Consider the following 15,817-nt stretch of genomic DNA (forward strand, 5'->3'; position numbering starts at 1 on the left):
AGAATTTGAAAGTTTCAGTAATTTGTACAAACTTTAATAAAGGAGAGTGGATAAGAGAAGCCGTTGAAAGTCTCTGTCAACAAAAAACAACTTTTCCATATGAGATTATTGTTGTTGACGATGCTTCGACAGATGAATCTCCAGCTCTCATTAATAAGTTAGCTGAAACGTATCCAAATTTGATTCGTCCCTTTTTTAATAAGCAAAACAAAGGTATTACAAAAACTTGGATAGATATCTGTAAGGAAGCAAGAGGAGAGTACATTGCACGTTGTGATGGGGATGATTACTGGATAGATTCTTATAAATTACAAAAGCAAGTGGATCTTCTTGAACAGACACCCGATTCTAAGTGGAGTAACACTGATTTTGACATGGTAGATGCTAAGGGGCAGACGATTCATACAGATGTTTTAGCCAATCGCATCATTCCCTTTATGGATAGTTTTGAAAAAATGTTAGTCTATAAAGGAATGACCATGGCTTCAACTTGGTTAGTCGATACTAAACTCATGTTAGAAGTTAATAAACAGATAGCTCTTGATACCGCTGATGATACATTTAATATCCAACTGGAGCTATTCAAACGGACAAAATTAACTTTCTTACCAGAGTCTACGACGGTCTATCGCATGGATGATGAATCTGATTCTCGAACGCAAGATTTTGGGAAATTGGAAAGACGTTTCACCAAGTTATTAGAGACGCAAAAAGAATACAGTCAAACCCTATCTACTGATACAGCAAAAAAAGTGATTGAACTGCTTTTGCAAAGAAATCATGAGTTTGAGCTCAGTCTAGTGAGACGAGAGTATCCTAATTCTCAAATTCCAACTCAACTTGTTACTATTTACTGGTCTAGTGATGGTCATTTTAGCGAAAAACAAAGACTGCAATACCCATTAAAGACAGCTGACCAATTAGAGTTTGAAATTCCAGAAGAAGCAAGTTATATTCGTTTAGATTTATCTGAGTTACCAAGTTATTATCAGCATATTAGCCTAGTGGATGGTGAATTTTGTACAGAGCTCTCACCTATATCTACGAACGCAATAGAGATTGATGGGTCATATTATTTTACAAAAATGGATCCATATTTAATCTTCAGAACAGATAAGTTTTATGGGAATCGCTTTCGTTTGTCTTATCAAATGTTTAATGTTGACAGTGTTTTTAAAGAGGACTTTCTAGTTAATCGTTTGGTTAGAGAATACTCTCAAAGTAAAGATAAGATTAAGCAACTAGAGCATTATCAAAGTGATTTTGTCAACTTGAAACGAGAGAGAGATGAATTTAAACGGCAGGTTGAAGAGTTAATTGTTCGATATCATTCGGTCATCTACTCACGTCGTTGGATCATTCCAACAAAAATTATAAATTTATTTAGGAGAAAGAAATGAAGCGTTTATTATTATATGTTCATTTCAATAAATACAATCGTGTTAGTTCACACGTCATTTATCAACTAGAAAAATTACGTCCCCTATTTACGCATGTTGTCTTTATTTCTAATAGTGAGGTTGAGGATAGTTACCAACTTTTATTGAGAGAAAATAATTTGATAACTGATTTTATCCAAAGAGAAAACGTAGGGTTTGACTTTGCTGCTTGGCGTGATGGGATGAGTTATATCGGTTATGATGAAATTACTCATTATGATTCGATTACTATTATGAACGACACCTGTTTTGGTCCCTTATGGGATATGAAAGACCACTATTTAACATATGAATCTGATTCTACGGTTGATTTCTGGGGTCTAACGAATAACAGAGCAACAAAAGAATTTCCAGAACATATTCAGAGTTATTTTATATCATTTAAAAAAGCAATCATCCAATCTCCAAAGTTTTTAGAGTTTTGGAAAGGAGTAGAAAATTTTACAGCTGTTCAGGATGTTATTGATCATTATGAGACAAAGGTGACAACTGTCTTTTTAGATGAAGGATTTCGTTATCAGACGATTTTTGATACAACTTCAGAAGATGCTAGTCACATGCTTCATGCTGATTTTAGTTACTATAATCCAACAGCTATTTTGAAAAAAGAGGTTCCTTTCATCAAAGTGAAGGCAATCGATGCTAATCAGCATATTACCCCCTACTTATTAAATGACATTGAGCAACATTCAGACTATCCAATCGATTTAATTGTTTCCCATATGTCTGAAATCAATTATCCTGATTTTAAATATCTTTTGGGGCATAAACTCCTTAGAGAACAAACATGGCCTGAAAAAAATGATCATAAAGCAGCAATTCATTTACATGTGTTTTATGTTGATCTCTTAGAGGAGTTTTTAACAGCTTTCAAATCGCTTCACTTTGATTATGATTTACTGATTACAACAGATACTGCTGAAAAAGAAGTTGAGATTAAGAAAGTTTTATCTGCTCAAAATCAAGAAGCTCGTATTTTTGTCACAGGAAACATCGGACGTGATGTTTTGCCGATGCTGAAATTAAAAGAACAGTTAAAAACTTATGACTATATTGGGCATTTTCATACTAAAAAATCAAAAGAAGCAGATTTTTGGGCAGGAGAGTCATGGCGACAAGAGTTGATTGAAATGATGATTAAACCTGCCGATAATATTATCGCTAATTTTGTTGCTAATCCTAAAATTGGACTTGTGATTGCAGATATTCCTAGTTTTTTCCGCTACAATAAAATTGTAGATGCTTGGAATGAGCATTTAATTGCGCCTGAAATGAATAATCTTTGGAAAAAAATGGGAATGACTAAGCAGATTGACTTCAATCAGCTTCATACTTTTGTCATGAGTTATGGCACATTTGTTTGGTTTAAGTACGATGCTTTAAAACCTTTGTTTGATTTGAATTTAGATGATAGTGATGTCCCTTCGGAACCTCTTCCACAAAATTCAATCCTTCATGCGATTGAGCGTCTGTTGGTTTATATTGCTTGGAATGAACATTATGATTTTAGAATTTCTTATAATAGCATTCATTTAACAGCATTTATTGATAATAAACTATTAAATGAGCGCGGACAAACAGCTCCAAATACATTTGTAGATTTTACCTATATGGGAGGCATAAAAGGTGCTCTAAAGTATATTGTGATTGGACCTGCAAGAGCCATTAAGTATATTATGAATAGATTAGTAGAAAAGATGAGAAAATAATGGAATCAAGAAAAAATAAATCAAAAAAATGGTTGGAAAATCCCAAAATCATTAGAGCGCTTATGATTTCCCTATTGTTTTTTATATCAAATGGAGCTTTACTTTTAGTTCAACTTTTCGGTCATTTTAATATTCTTTATATTCTGTTTATCTATCTTCCAGCGACAGCTATCGCATATTATCTTTTTGTGATTAGATCAAAGTTCAACTTTTGGTTTGCTTGTAAAATTCTTCTTATTTATTTGATGTATCAGGTGCTGAGTTATTTTGTTTTAATGACCTTAAACATCAACAATGCTGACTTTAAGTGGTTTGATTTGGTAAAAAATCAATTTTTTCAGGTTAACTATTTCCTACCCCTATTTTATATGATGGGGATTACTTTAGGAATTTTTTATCTTAAATCTCATTCTAAGCCTTTAAAAATACGCTTTCAACGACATGTTTCGATTAGAGAAAATTTTTTCATTGCTCAATTCTTGACAGCCTTTATTTTGAGTGATAGTAAATTTATTGATTTTATCGAGAGAAGTAGCTTTTTCAATGTAGAGACATTAGTTGAACGGCTATCTGCCTTCTGGTATTACTCATGGTTGTACTTATTTATTTCTTTTGTAACTTATTTGTTTATCAAGGGAATAACAGACATTATAAACAATAGGGTTAGTATTAGCTCAGCTTTATCAATGAGCCTCTTGTTTGCAATTTTGTTTAACTACACTGTCCAGATTGGAATAGATAATAAGGGAACTGTTGTTGATCGTTTTATTTTACCTGGTGCTTTTAGCTTCCAAGTCTGTTTATATACAGGACTCTTCTTCTTAATTTATTTGCTGTCTAATCGTTTTCTTTTCTCAACTGTTTTTGTCTTGGTATCAGGAACCATTTTCTCACTAGCTAATGCTATCAAATATACTTATCGTAATGAGCCTATTCTTCCTAGTGATTTAGGATGGATCAAACAAATTGGTTTGGTTTTAGGTTTTGTTGACAAAGGGTATATTTTCTCAGCTATCGCTGGTATTCTGTTAGTGGGAGTTATTTATTATTTTATTAGAAAAATCGTTTGGGTTGATAAAGTAACTGATAACAAGTGGCTTCGTTTTTCAACTTCTTTTGGGGTTGTGTTGCTATTTTCTATGACCTTTAATATCCTTAAAGGAAATGAAAATGGAAAAGTTCCCTCCAAGTTGCCCATTATATCAACCTTAAATAATATTGCTGATATCAATTGGATGGGAAATTCAGTTAATGCAAAAATGAAGTCACTTTCTTTTGTATGGGTTAAACAATTAGTGACGCCAGTAATGGAGAAACCTAAAGGATATAGCCATCAAAAAATTAAGGAAATTGAAGAAAAGTATGCAGCCGTAGCAGAAGAATTGAATGCTTCGAGAAAAAATAATATTGAAGATCAAACGGTTATTTATATTCTGAGTGAGAGTTATTCTGATCCAACTCGTATTCCAGGTGTCCAATTATCAAAGGAAATTACACCTTATCTTAATTCACTCAGAGAAAGCTACAGTAGTGGATTAATGAAATCAGATGGATACGGTGGTGGAACGGCCAATATGGAGTTTCAAACCTTAACTGGTCTTCCGATGTATAACCTCTCTCCTAATATTTCAACGATTTATACAGAAGTGGCTTCCAACATGCCTTATATCCCTTCGATAAGTGATTTGTATAGTAGTAAAAATAGAATTGCAGTTCATCTGGAATCAGGGGCTAATTATTCAAGAAATGCTATCTATACAAAGTTAGGATTCGATAAATTTATCGCCCTAACAAATTCAGACACTAAAGCGACAAATGTTAAAGATGCTGGTTTACATCCAAGTGATGCTTCAACTTATCAAAATGTCCTAGAACAGTTATCAAAAGATTCGCCTCAATTCTTTTCAGTGATGACCATGCAAAATCACATGCCTTGGTCAGTTGGAGACCCAGCAGATATTGTAGGAACTGGGGAAGGATTTTCTGATGAAGAAAATGGAACATTAACTAGTTATGCTCGGTTATTGAATATTACAGACCAGGCAACAGAGGAATTTTTTAATACTTTAGAAAAACAAGATAAAAAAATATCGGTTGTCTTTTATGGTGATCATTTACCTGGATTTTATCCATCAAGTAGTTTTGCCTCTGATCCACAACTCCAATATGAAACGGATTATGTGATTTGGAGTAATTATGAAACAGAAAAAATTGACCAACCTCTATTAAACTCTAGTGATTTCATTGCTGCATTATTAGAAACAACAAATTCAAAAGTTTCCCCTTATTATGCTTTGTTAACTGAGGTCATGAAAAATAGTAGTGTTGATCAAGAAAAATTAAGTTCAAATGCTCAAGAAATAGCTGATGATTTAAAAATGATTGAGTATGATTTGGTTAGCCGTAACGGTTATTTAACTAAAGATAGTTCATTTTTTAAAATAGGAGAATAAAATGACGGAAAAAATAGCAATATTGCTACCTGCTTATAATGAAGAAGTTACCATTGTAAAAGTAATTGAAGATTTTAAAAAAGCTCTTCCTCAAGCAGAAATCTATGTTTATGACAATAATTCAAAAGATAAGACGAACCAGCTTGCCAAAGAAGCGGGAGCTATAGTAAAATTTGAACCTCGACAAGGAAAAGGTAATGTTGTTCGTTCAATGTTTAGAGAGATTGATGCTGATTATTATATTATGGCTGATGCTGATGATACTTATCCTGCAGCTGAGGTTGAAAAGCTCTTGGAGCCATTACGAACAGGAATGGCAGATATGACAATCGGAGATCGTTTATCTAACGGCACATATGAAAAAGAAAATAAACGTGGTTTTCACGGCTTTGGAAATAATTTAGTCCGTATCCTCATCAATAAATTGTACAAAGGAAATTACAACGATATTATGACAGGTTATCGGGGTTTTAACCGCTTGTTTGTTAAGACTTTTCCTGTTTTATCGCCAGGTTTTGAGATTGAAACAGAACTTTCAATCCATTCATTAGATAAACGGTTTAAGTTAGTAGAAGTTCCGATTACTTATAAAGATCGACCTGAAGGAAGTGAATCAAAGTTAAGTACATTTTCAGATGGCTTCAAAGTCTTGCGTATGATTTTTAATCTCTTTAAAGATTATAAACCCCTCATTTTCTTTACCCTTTTAACGTTTCTTTTCTTTCTTTGTGGATTAGTAGCTGGCATCCCTGTTATTAGTGAATTTGCTAAAACAGGACTGATTAATAAGTTACCATCAGCAGTACTAGCAACTGGATTTATGATCCTATCAGCCCTATCTTTTGTAGCAGGTTTTATTCTAGATACAGTTGTACGACAAAATCGGATGCAATATGAATTAAAAGTTTATGACTTTTACAAACAAAATCTGTAGTAAAAGACAGCAAAAAGTAAGGAAATATTTAAATTACAGCTCCTAGGATTTTGTAATATAGGAGTTAGTTACTGAGAGGGAATATGTCTTTATTAAATAAATTTTTAAAATATAGGTATCTCATAGCTCTTTTAGCCTTTGTTATAGGAGTCAGCCTTAATTTACACGGCAGTTCAATTAGTAACTGGAATAAGTATGGTATGAGCCAGACTATTTGGAATTCGCAATCGACTACACAAAATGATTTTAACAGTGATTCCGATAAGATTGATATTGAAAGCAACTTCAATAATTGGATCAGTATGCCTCCAAGAGCGGATGGAACCCTTGTTGGTGTCCCAAGAATGATTAGGACAGATGAATGGTTGGTACAAACCCCATTTTATCTTTCACAAGCTAATAGCGGTAATCAATTAATTAACCCTACCTATGAGTTTTCAGGGCAAAATATGATTGTAGCTTATAATGCTCCGGTTAAACACATTTCGGTTATTGGAAAACCATTTAACTGGGGCTTTCTTTTTCTAGGAGCCTCTAGAGGACTTTCTTGGTACTGGTGTTTCAAAATTATCGGGATGTTACTTTTATCTTTTGAGTTTGGAATGATTATTACCAAAAAAAATAAGCTCTTATCTTTATTAGGAAGTGCATGGATTACTTTTTCTCCATCAGTGCAATGGTGGTTTATGCAGCATTTGGGAGATGTTGTCTTTTTCTCATTGTTGATTATGGTAACAATCTACCACTTCTTATTTACAGCTAGTAAGAAGAAAAAGTTGCTTTATGCGAGTTTGTTATCAAGTGCTCTCATTGGTTTTGTTTTGGTGATTTATCCAGCTTTTCAGGTTCCTTTTGCTTATCTTATTTCAGCCTTCTTTTTAATCTACTTTATTCGTGCCTGGAAGATGAGATTGCTCACAAGATTTGATTGGATTGTTATGTTAGGGACTCTTCTTTTTTCAGGAGGGATTATCGGATATACTTTATGGGAGAGTCGAGAAGCAATTACTTTAACCTTAAACACAGTCTATCCAGGGAGCAGAGTTTCTGTTGGTGGTGAATTAAAGCTTCATCAACTGATTGAATTTCTGCTCAATATTGCGCTTCCATTCAAAATTCCAACTTTTAGTAATCAAGTTGAATTAGCAAGTAGTTTCCAGTTTCTGCCCCTCTTCTTTCTGGCAATTCCTTTTTTGATAAAAAAAGATCAGGTGAAAGATAATACTTTTGGACTATTTCTCGTTGTTTATACGTTACTATTGACCGCGTATGCTTTTATAACGATACCAGAATTATTATCTAAGGTTACACTTTTTAGTTTTGTGACCAGTAGTCGTGCTTGGCAAACCGTTTCAGTAACTGGTGTATTTGCATCCATTTGGTTTTTATCTTATATTTGGGAAATGAAAGATAAAAAGATATGGGTACTATTGTTGACCATGCTACCGAGTTCTCTCTTATTAGCTTACCTTGTAGTGGTAGATAGAAATTATATATCTTATCTAGATAATAATGAAATGCTCAAAATATTGGGATTATACTTAGTTATTTATCTGCTATTTATTTTTAGAAGCAAACTTGCCATTTTTTCAATACTAGTGCTGATATTGCTTTCAGGTTGGACAGTTAATCCGATTGTTAGAGGCATTGGAGTTATTGAAAATAAAGCTATTTCTGTGACAATTAAGAAGATTGTCAAACAAGATCAAAATGCTATCTGGATGACTGAAAATGGGAAATTGTATCAACTTCCTCAGATGTTGGGGGCGCATTCCATTGATGGTGTTAGGTTTTATCCTGATTTAAAATTGATGAAAAAACTGGATCCTAAAAACCAGTTTGAGACAAATTGGAACAGATATTCCCATCTTAACTATATTTTAACCACAGAAGAGACCAAGATGACAAATCCATCACCAGATTCTTTATCTATTCAGTTAAATGTCAAGTCTTTAGATAGCTTAGAGGTAGATTATATTTTGACGAATAGAGATTTAGTAAGTTTATTTGGGTCAGACAAATTTTCAAAAGTTTACGGTGCCGACCAAGATGGAAATATGATATTTCAATATAAAAACTAGTAACATGAGTTGCTAGTTTTTATAAAAGCATATCTGATATTTTATCGGGTCAATAAATAAATTAAAGGAGTTCTATTTTTGCCACAAAATTTAAAAGCAAAGCACAAACGCCGAAGAAAAAGAGAAGTAATGAATTTGGCCCTACTTTTATTTGTATTATTATCCTTGTTGACGTGTTATATTTTATTGAGAGGACAAGAAATTGTCATGACGGGACAAGATTCCATATTACGAACATGGTTTCCTTCCTTCTTTAAGGATAATGCAACAACAGAAAATAGTAAGGCGAAATACCAATCTGGTGATCAAGTCATGCTAAAAAATCTTTCAGATGTTTCTAGTCAATTGGAGAATCAATATAATAAAATCGGAACTATTGAAAAGGTAGAGAAAAAATCCTCTGAACAAAAAGAGTATTTTGAATATACTGTTAGATTTTCAGCAGATACTCTTATTGATAATATTTCAGAAGATCAATTAAAGACAGCAACATCTAAGTATAAGGTTGGAGATAGCATTGAATTGTCTCCTACAACTGGACTGAATGGTTCAGGGAAAATAACATCTGTTTCTGTAAAAGAGACAGAGTCAAGCTCTCAAATTTTTTATAATGCAACCATTGATGGCATTGGTCAGGTTGTAGATATTACAGATTCAGAGATTTCGACCATTTATGACGTTCCACTGAAGACGGACAATTCTCCTGAAGAAAATTTAAAAGTTTTAAGTGATGCAACGAGTGCAGCAAGTAAGAATAACTACACTATTTTAAATTTTCCTTCTGGAGATTATAAGATTGGTACAAGTGATCCATCTAAAAATTATGTTATTTTATCTTCGAATACGGAATTTCGAGGAAATGGAGTTAATCTCATTGTTGATGGAACGATGTACTGGTTTGGTATAGCGACTGGTAGTCAAGCAACTGATGGATTGACTAATTTCACCATGCATGATATAAACATTAAAGCTAATGATTTGGTAAATGGAGATCACTTTATGGTGATGGCTAATCATGGTAACAATTGGTCAGTTTATAATAATACATTTACTTTGGTTCATAAATCAGGAAGTCATATATTTGATTTAGGAGGAGTTCAAAATGCCACTTTTGAAACCAATCAATTTATTGGCTATGCTCCTAATATTACTTCTGTGACAAGTTTGCCAGAAGATGAAGATTTACATAAATACTATGCAGAAGTTATACAATATGATGCTAGTGATAACACTGGTGGTTGGGATGCTAATTTAATTAAATCAATTGATCCAGATTATGCCACTCATAATAGTGAGAAGCAAGTTAGTAGCAATATTACTGTTACAAACAATAAATTTTTACCCTACATTGATGCTTCTGGAAAAATAGTTGCTTATAGTGGAACAATTGGTCAACATTCCTCTCAAGTTGGCTATGTCACTGTAACGAATAACACTTTTGAATCACCATTTGTGACAAGATTTTCACAATCTGAAGATCTATGGTACTTTAAACCAATCCATTTCCCAGCAGATACGGTTTCTTATATTTCAGGAAATACGATCAGTAGCTAACAAAATATAGCTTCTTGCCTTAAAAATAAAGAGATGTAGTTGATTTAAACCGCACCCTAAAAGTTAGACGAAAAAATCTAACTTTTAGGGTGTTATTTTTATAAAAAAATGAATCCTTTTGCTTCCTTTCCGAATAAATCAAATGAAAGGAAGGTTTTATGAACTTAAAAAAATCAATTTTATATTCCACAGCAATGATGCTCAGTTTAGCTAGTCAAAATGCTTTAGCTTATACTCCAAATTATTCAGATCAATCTGTCAGTCAGGTTGTATCATTTGCCTCTGATTTAGCAAATAGAGGTGTAGGAGTTGATATTGATGGACTCTATGGTATGCAGTGCGTTGATTTAGTCAATTGGATTAGTAGTAAATATTTTGGTAAGCCATTAAGAGGTAATGCCATTGATTTATTAAACTCTGCTAAGAGCCAAGGATTGACCGTTATTTATGCCTCATCAGGTCAGACACCTAAAGCAGGAGATATTTATGTATCGGACACAACACGCCTATATGGGCATCCATATGGACATACTGGCTTGGTGATCCAAGATGCCATAGGTCAATCTTTTAGAACGGTTGAACAAAATGTTGATGGGAACGCCAATGCACTTTCAGTGGGAGGACCAGCTAGATTTTTAACGAGAAATATCAGTCAACATGCGATCATAGGATGGATCCGCCTCCCCTACAAGCCGATGGCAGGAACAGCTGTTTCATCTTCAGTCCCCGTTGCCTCTAGTTCTTCAACTTCTTCAGTCAGCACAGTACCCCAGCAAGGAAAGTTTACTGTTGGCGTTGCAAAACTAAATGTTCGTGATAAACCAAGCCTGTCTGGTAACATTCTAGCAACCTACACAGCTGGTATGAGTTTAAATTTTAACGGAATAGTGGAGGCAGATGGTTACCGCTGGGCAAGTTATATTTCTTATAGTGGTGCTAAACGGTATGTCGCTATTGGTCAAATTAGTGGGGATAAACTAATAAGTTATGGTCAAATAAATTAGAAAATGACAATTAAAGTATTGATTTGTTCTTAATATTAGTGTTATAATGGTTGAAAGTTTTTTATTTAGGAGAGTCATTTTGAAAGGATACGGAAAAAAACATTTAGCCAGTAAAGCGTTTCTGACCATTCCCATGGTTTTAGCTTTTGTAGGAGGGATTCAAGCTCAGGCAGAAGACTTGGTGACCACTGAGTCTAGTCAACCAGAGGTGAGTTTAACTCAAAGTAGTGCGGCTGAGGTAAAAAGTTCTCCAGAAGCTGATGTTTTAGCTACAGCTTCCTCAGAGTCTCAAGCTACGGTTTCAACTCAGCAAGAAAGTAGTGAGACGAGCACAGAGCTTTCCTCTAATGTTAGCTCAGAAGTGACTTCAAGCACAGCCTCTTCTGCAACAGCGAGTTTAACCAGTACTTCTCAAACAGCTAGTCTTTCGCCTGAGACTAGTTCGATAAGTTCTACGCCAGTGACAGCCAGTTCAGAAAATGCAGTTTCTAGCGTTAGTACAACTGCTAGCACGACCAATTTGAAGAGTGAGTCAGCGGCGATCTCTTTGGTACAAGGTTATGCGGCAGATGTGACTAATCTTCCAGTGACTAGTGTGGCGCAAAAAGATCAAGCCTTGACCATTCAGTACAACCGTCCGATCAGTTCCGATGAAGTGATTAAGATTGCAGTCTGGTCCGATCTTAAAGGTCAGGATGACCTCAAGTGGTACACGGCAGACAAGTTAGGTGCAGCCTATGTGGAATTGAAAAATCATCGCGATTATGGTAAGTACAATATCCACACTTATGCTGATCGTAGTGGTCGCATGGTGGGCTTAAATGCGACTGAACTGACAGTGAAGATGCCAAAAATTAATTTGGGGATAACAGGAAAAAATGCTACTGGCTTTGACATTAGTATCTCCAATGTTCCTAATACAATTTCCTCAATCAAAGTTCCTGTTTGGAGCGATCACAATGGTCAGGATGATTTGGTTTGGTACACCGCTGCTAAGGAATCTAATGGGACTTATCGTGTGACGGTTGATACCAAAAATCATAAGTCAGAGACCGGTCAGTACCACATTCATGCTTATGGTCAAGCATCAGGTAGTCTTCAGTTACAAGGTTTGACTACAGCAACCTACACTGTCACACCTTCTCAAGCAGACGCTGTTAAACAACCAAGTGTGTCAGTTGTGGCAAAAGGTGAAACAGCTTTTGTTGCGACGATCACTAATGTTCCAAGCAGCATCTCTTCAGTTAAGATTCCTGTATGGACAAATCAGAACGGTCAGGATGATTTGGTTTGGTACACTGCGAACAAACAAGCTAGTGGAACTTATCAAGTAACAGTTGACACTAAAAATCATAAGTCAGAAACTGGTCAGTACCACATTCATGCTTATGGTCAAGCATCAGGTAGTCTTCAGTTACAAGGTTTGACCACGGCAACATACACTGTCACACCTTCTCAAGCAGACACTGTTAAACAACCAAGTGTGTCAGTTGTGGCCAAAGGTGAAACAGCTTTTGTTGCGACAATCACTAATGTTCCAAGCACCATCTCTTCGGTTAAAGTTCCTGTTTGGACAAATCAGAACGGTCAAGATGACTTGGTTTGGTACACCGCGAGCAAACAAGCTAGTGGAACTTATCAGGTAACAGTTGAAGCTAAAAATCATAAATCTGAAACCGGTCAGTACCACGTTCATTTTTATGGACAAGAAAGTGGTCGTAGTCAGTTAGTTGGTTTAGCTGCAAGCACTTATACGGTTCCGACACCAAAACCAAAAGAGACCATGGCAACGACATCTACGGTTAAATTAAGCACAAGCGACTACCAGAAAGAAAATGGAAAAGTAACTGTTGTCGTAGATGCGGGTACAGAAGCTTCATCGGTTAAACTTGTTCGTGTCGCAGCTTGGTCTGAAAGTAATCAATCTAACTTAAAATGGTACACTGCAACTGAGTCAAAAAATGGGCAGGTTCAGATTACTGTTGATACAGTCAATCATAAGTATATTGATGGAAACTACACGATTCATACCTATATTGATTATCAAGATGGCTCTACAAAAGGATTTAACCTAGGGAATTATATTTTAGAATCAAATAAACCTTCATCGACATCTGCTTCACAAGGGGATTATTCTGTAATCAATAAGGTAATTTACCTAGATGCGGGGCATGGAGGGAGTGACCCTGGCGCTGTATATTTTGGTCAAACGGAAAAATCTTTGAATTTACAGGTTCAAGAAAAATTAAAAACAATACTTGAGAATTCAGGTTATCAAGTTGTATTGACGCGTACAGGTGATAGTTTCTTAGATCTTTTAGATAGATCAAAAAAAGCTAATTCATCTAATTCTGATCTTTTTATTAGTATCCATTTTAACGCTTCAACAAATTCAGCGACAAATGGTGTTGAGACCTATTACTACCAATCTTATGCAGAATACCCTTCGGCTATCAATAAGGAGTTTCACAATAACAGTGAACGCCTTTCCAGAAGCAATTACCTTGCCCAAGTACTTCAGTCTGAAATAGTAGCAAATACTGGTGCTTTGAATAGAGGAGTTCAAAGAGATACTTTTGCAGTCTTACGTGAAACGACTGCTCCAGCAGTATTATTAGAGTTAGGTTATATGTCGAATGTGTCAGAAGCCAATAAAATAAAACACGAACAATATCAAAATAAGTTAGTAAATGGTATTTTTAGTGGTATTAAAAAATATTATGATTATTATGTGTAAATCTATTGGGATAGTTTTTTAAGTAATAGATGATAAAGCAAGAGAAGCCTACCAAGGTCTTCTCTTTTTTTATTGATATATCCTTCGGAAAGGCATTTTCTTTTTGACTAAAGTCTAAATATAGCTTAAAATAGATAGGAACGAAAGGAGAGTGCGATGAAAGAAAAATTACTTGAGCGTTTTTTAACCTATGTGAAGGTTAACACACGTAGTGATGAAACATCAGATACTACCCCAACTACCCAAAGTCAAGTTGATTTTGCTTTAAATGTTTTAAAACCAGAAATGGAAGCTATAGGATTACAAAATGTTCATTATTTAGAGAGTAATGGCTATATTGTAGGAACTCTTCCGGCTAACAGTACACAGTTTAAATATAAAATTGGATTTATAGCTCATATGGATACAGCTGACTTTAATGCTGATGGCGTTAATCCTCAAGTGGTTACAGATTATGATGGTGGAATTATTAATTTAGGGACATCTGACTATCGTTTGGATCCAAAAGATTTTCCTAATCTCAAAAATTATGTGGGACAAACTTTAATTACCACAGATGGAACAACTTTGCTTGGTGCAGATGATAAATCAGGGATTGCAGAAATTCTAACGGCAATGGATTATTTAATTCAGAACCCTCAGATTCAACATGGTGAGATTAGAGTTGGATTTGGTCCAGACGAAGAAATTGGTGTTGGTGCGAATAAGTTCGATGTTAAAGATTTTGATGTTGACTTTGCCTACACAGTTGATGGTGGCCCACTTGGAGAGTTACAGTATGAAACCTTTAATGCAGCAGGAGCAGACATTGTCTTTAAAGGACGTAATGTTCATCCAGGAACGGCTAAAAATCAAATGATCAATGCTCTTCAACTAGCTGTGGATTTTCATAATCTACTCCCTGAAAGTGAGCGGCCTGAAAAGACAGAGGGAAGTCAAGGCTTTTACCACCTTTTAGCTATTGAGGGAACTGTTGAGGAAGCGCATTCTAGCTACATTATAAGAGATTTTGAAGAAGATGACTTTTTATTTAAAAAATCTGAATTAGCTAGAATAGCTAAACATTTTAATGATCAGTTTGACCAAGATAGAGTGCTTTTAAAGATAGAAGATCAGTACTACAATATGAAAAAGGTGATTGAGCAAGATGTGATCTGTGTGGAAATTGCAAAAAATGTTATGGAAGGTTTAGATATCAAACCGATTATCGAGCCAATCCGAGGTGGTACTGATGGATCCAAAATTTCTTTTATGGGGATTCCGACACCAAATATCTTTGCTGGGGGTGAAAATATGCATGGTCGCTTTGAATTTGTTAGCTTAGAGACTATGGAAAAAGCAGTAGAGGTTATTATTGGTATTTCAACTTTTAAAGATTAACCTTTTTAAAACACAATAAATATGATAGAATAGAGGTTAATGGAGGTTATACCTGTGATAAAAATTTTTGGTAAAATCCGTTATCATTGGCAACCAGAGCTTTCTTGGTTGATTGTCTATTGGTCTATTACGATTACACCTATATTTTTGGGCTTATCTTTATTGTATGAGCGTGCGCGTATTCCATATCAGTTATTGATACTATTTACGTTATTTGTCATATTAGTTGGTATTGGTTTTCATCGTTACTTTATCATTGAAGATGAAGATGTCAAGATTGTGTCATTTAGTATTTTTACACCTTCTAAAATAGCGATAGCAGATATTCAGAAAATAGAAATTACAAAACATAGTTTGATGTTTGTTACAGATAAGTATCCTAAGGGCAAAATATTTTATATGAGGAAGTGGCCTAAAAAATATTTTTTAGATGCTTTAGCTGTTCATCCGAAATTTGCAGGTGAGGTGGAACTACTAGATAATTTTATTAAGCTAGATTATTTTGATCATTATCAAAAATAAAAAG

10 protein-coding genes are annotated in these 15,817 nt (G+C 34.7%); all 10 read left to right on the plus strand.

The window, feature by feature from the left end; genetic code table 11:
• Nucleotides 1-5: 5 nt before the first annotated feature.
• Entirely contained in the window at nt 6-1,400 is a 1,395-nt protein-coding gene (locus ACEE75_RS04160; protein WP_447574469.1) for a glycosyltransferase family 2 protein, read from the plus strand.
• Complete coding sequence (locus tag ACEE75_RS04165; protein ID WP_447574470.1) at nt 1,397-3,148, plus strand: rhamnan synthesis F family protein; 1,752 nt, start codon at nt 1,397-1,399, stop codon at nt 3,146-3,148. The genes ACEE75_RS04160 and ACEE75_RS04165 overlap by 4 nt, the downstream gene beginning before the upstream one ends.
• Nucleotides 3,148-5,601 (plus strand): sulfatase-like hydrolase/transferase, encoded by a 2,454-nt coding sequence (locus tag ACEE75_RS04170; RefSeq protein ID WP_449173564.1) that lies wholly within the window; start codon nt 3,148-3,150, stop codon nt 5,599-5,601. The genes ACEE75_RS04165 and ACEE75_RS04170 overlap by 1 nt, the downstream gene beginning before the upstream one ends.
• Before the next feature lies 1 nt (nt 5,602).
• Nucleotides 5,603-6,535, plus strand: a complete 933-nt coding sequence (locus tag ACEE75_RS04175) for a glycosyltransferase family 2 protein (RefSeq protein ID WP_354367030.1) — start codon at nt 5,603-5,605, stop codon at nt 6,533-6,535.
• An 83-nt stretch (nt 6,536-6,618) separates the two neighbouring features.
• Nucleotides 6,619-8,616 (plus strand): DUF7657 domain-containing protein, encoded by a 1,998-nt coding sequence (locus ACEE75_RS04180; RefSeq protein ID WP_449173565.1) that lies wholly within the window; start codon nt 6,619-6,621, stop codon nt 8,614-8,616.
• Nucleotides 8,617-8,694: 78 nt separating this feature from the next.
• Nucleotides 8,695-10,170, plus strand: coding sequence for an HlyD family secretion protein (locus ACEE75_RS04185; RefSeq protein WP_447574473.1), 1,476 nt, complete (start codon nt 8,695-8,697; stop codon nt 10,168-10,170).
• Between the two features lie 158 nt (nt 10,171-10,328).
• Entirely contained in the window at nt 10,329-11,174 is an 846-nt protein-coding gene (locus ACEE75_RS04190; RefSeq protein ID WP_447574474.1) for a CHAP domain-containing protein, read from the plus strand.
• A gap of 79 nt (nt 11,175-11,253) precedes the next feature.
• The gene (locus ACEE75_RS04195; RefSeq protein ID WP_449164730.1) at nt 11,254-13,911 is read left to right on the plus strand and encodes a GBS Bsp-like repeat-containing protein; all 2,658 of its coding nucleotides are present in this window, start codon (nt 11,254-11,256) and stop codon (nt 13,909-13,911) included.
• A gap of 156 nt (nt 13,912-14,067) precedes the next feature.
• Nucleotides 14,068-15,291, plus strand: coding sequence for a peptidase T (gene pepT / locus ACEE75_RS04200; RefSeq protein WP_447574233.1), 1,224 nt, complete (start codon nt 14,068-14,070; stop codon nt 15,289-15,291).
• 54 nt (nt 15,292-15,345) lie between these two features.
• Nucleotides 15,346-15,813, plus strand: coding sequence for an EbsA family protein (locus tag ACEE75_RS04205; RefSeq protein WP_447574232.1), 468 nt, complete (start codon nt 15,346-15,348; stop codon nt 15,811-15,813).
• Nucleotides 15,814-15,817 lie beyond the last annotated feature (4 nt).

Source organism: Streptococcus sp. 11273D007BT, assembly GCF_053547195.1.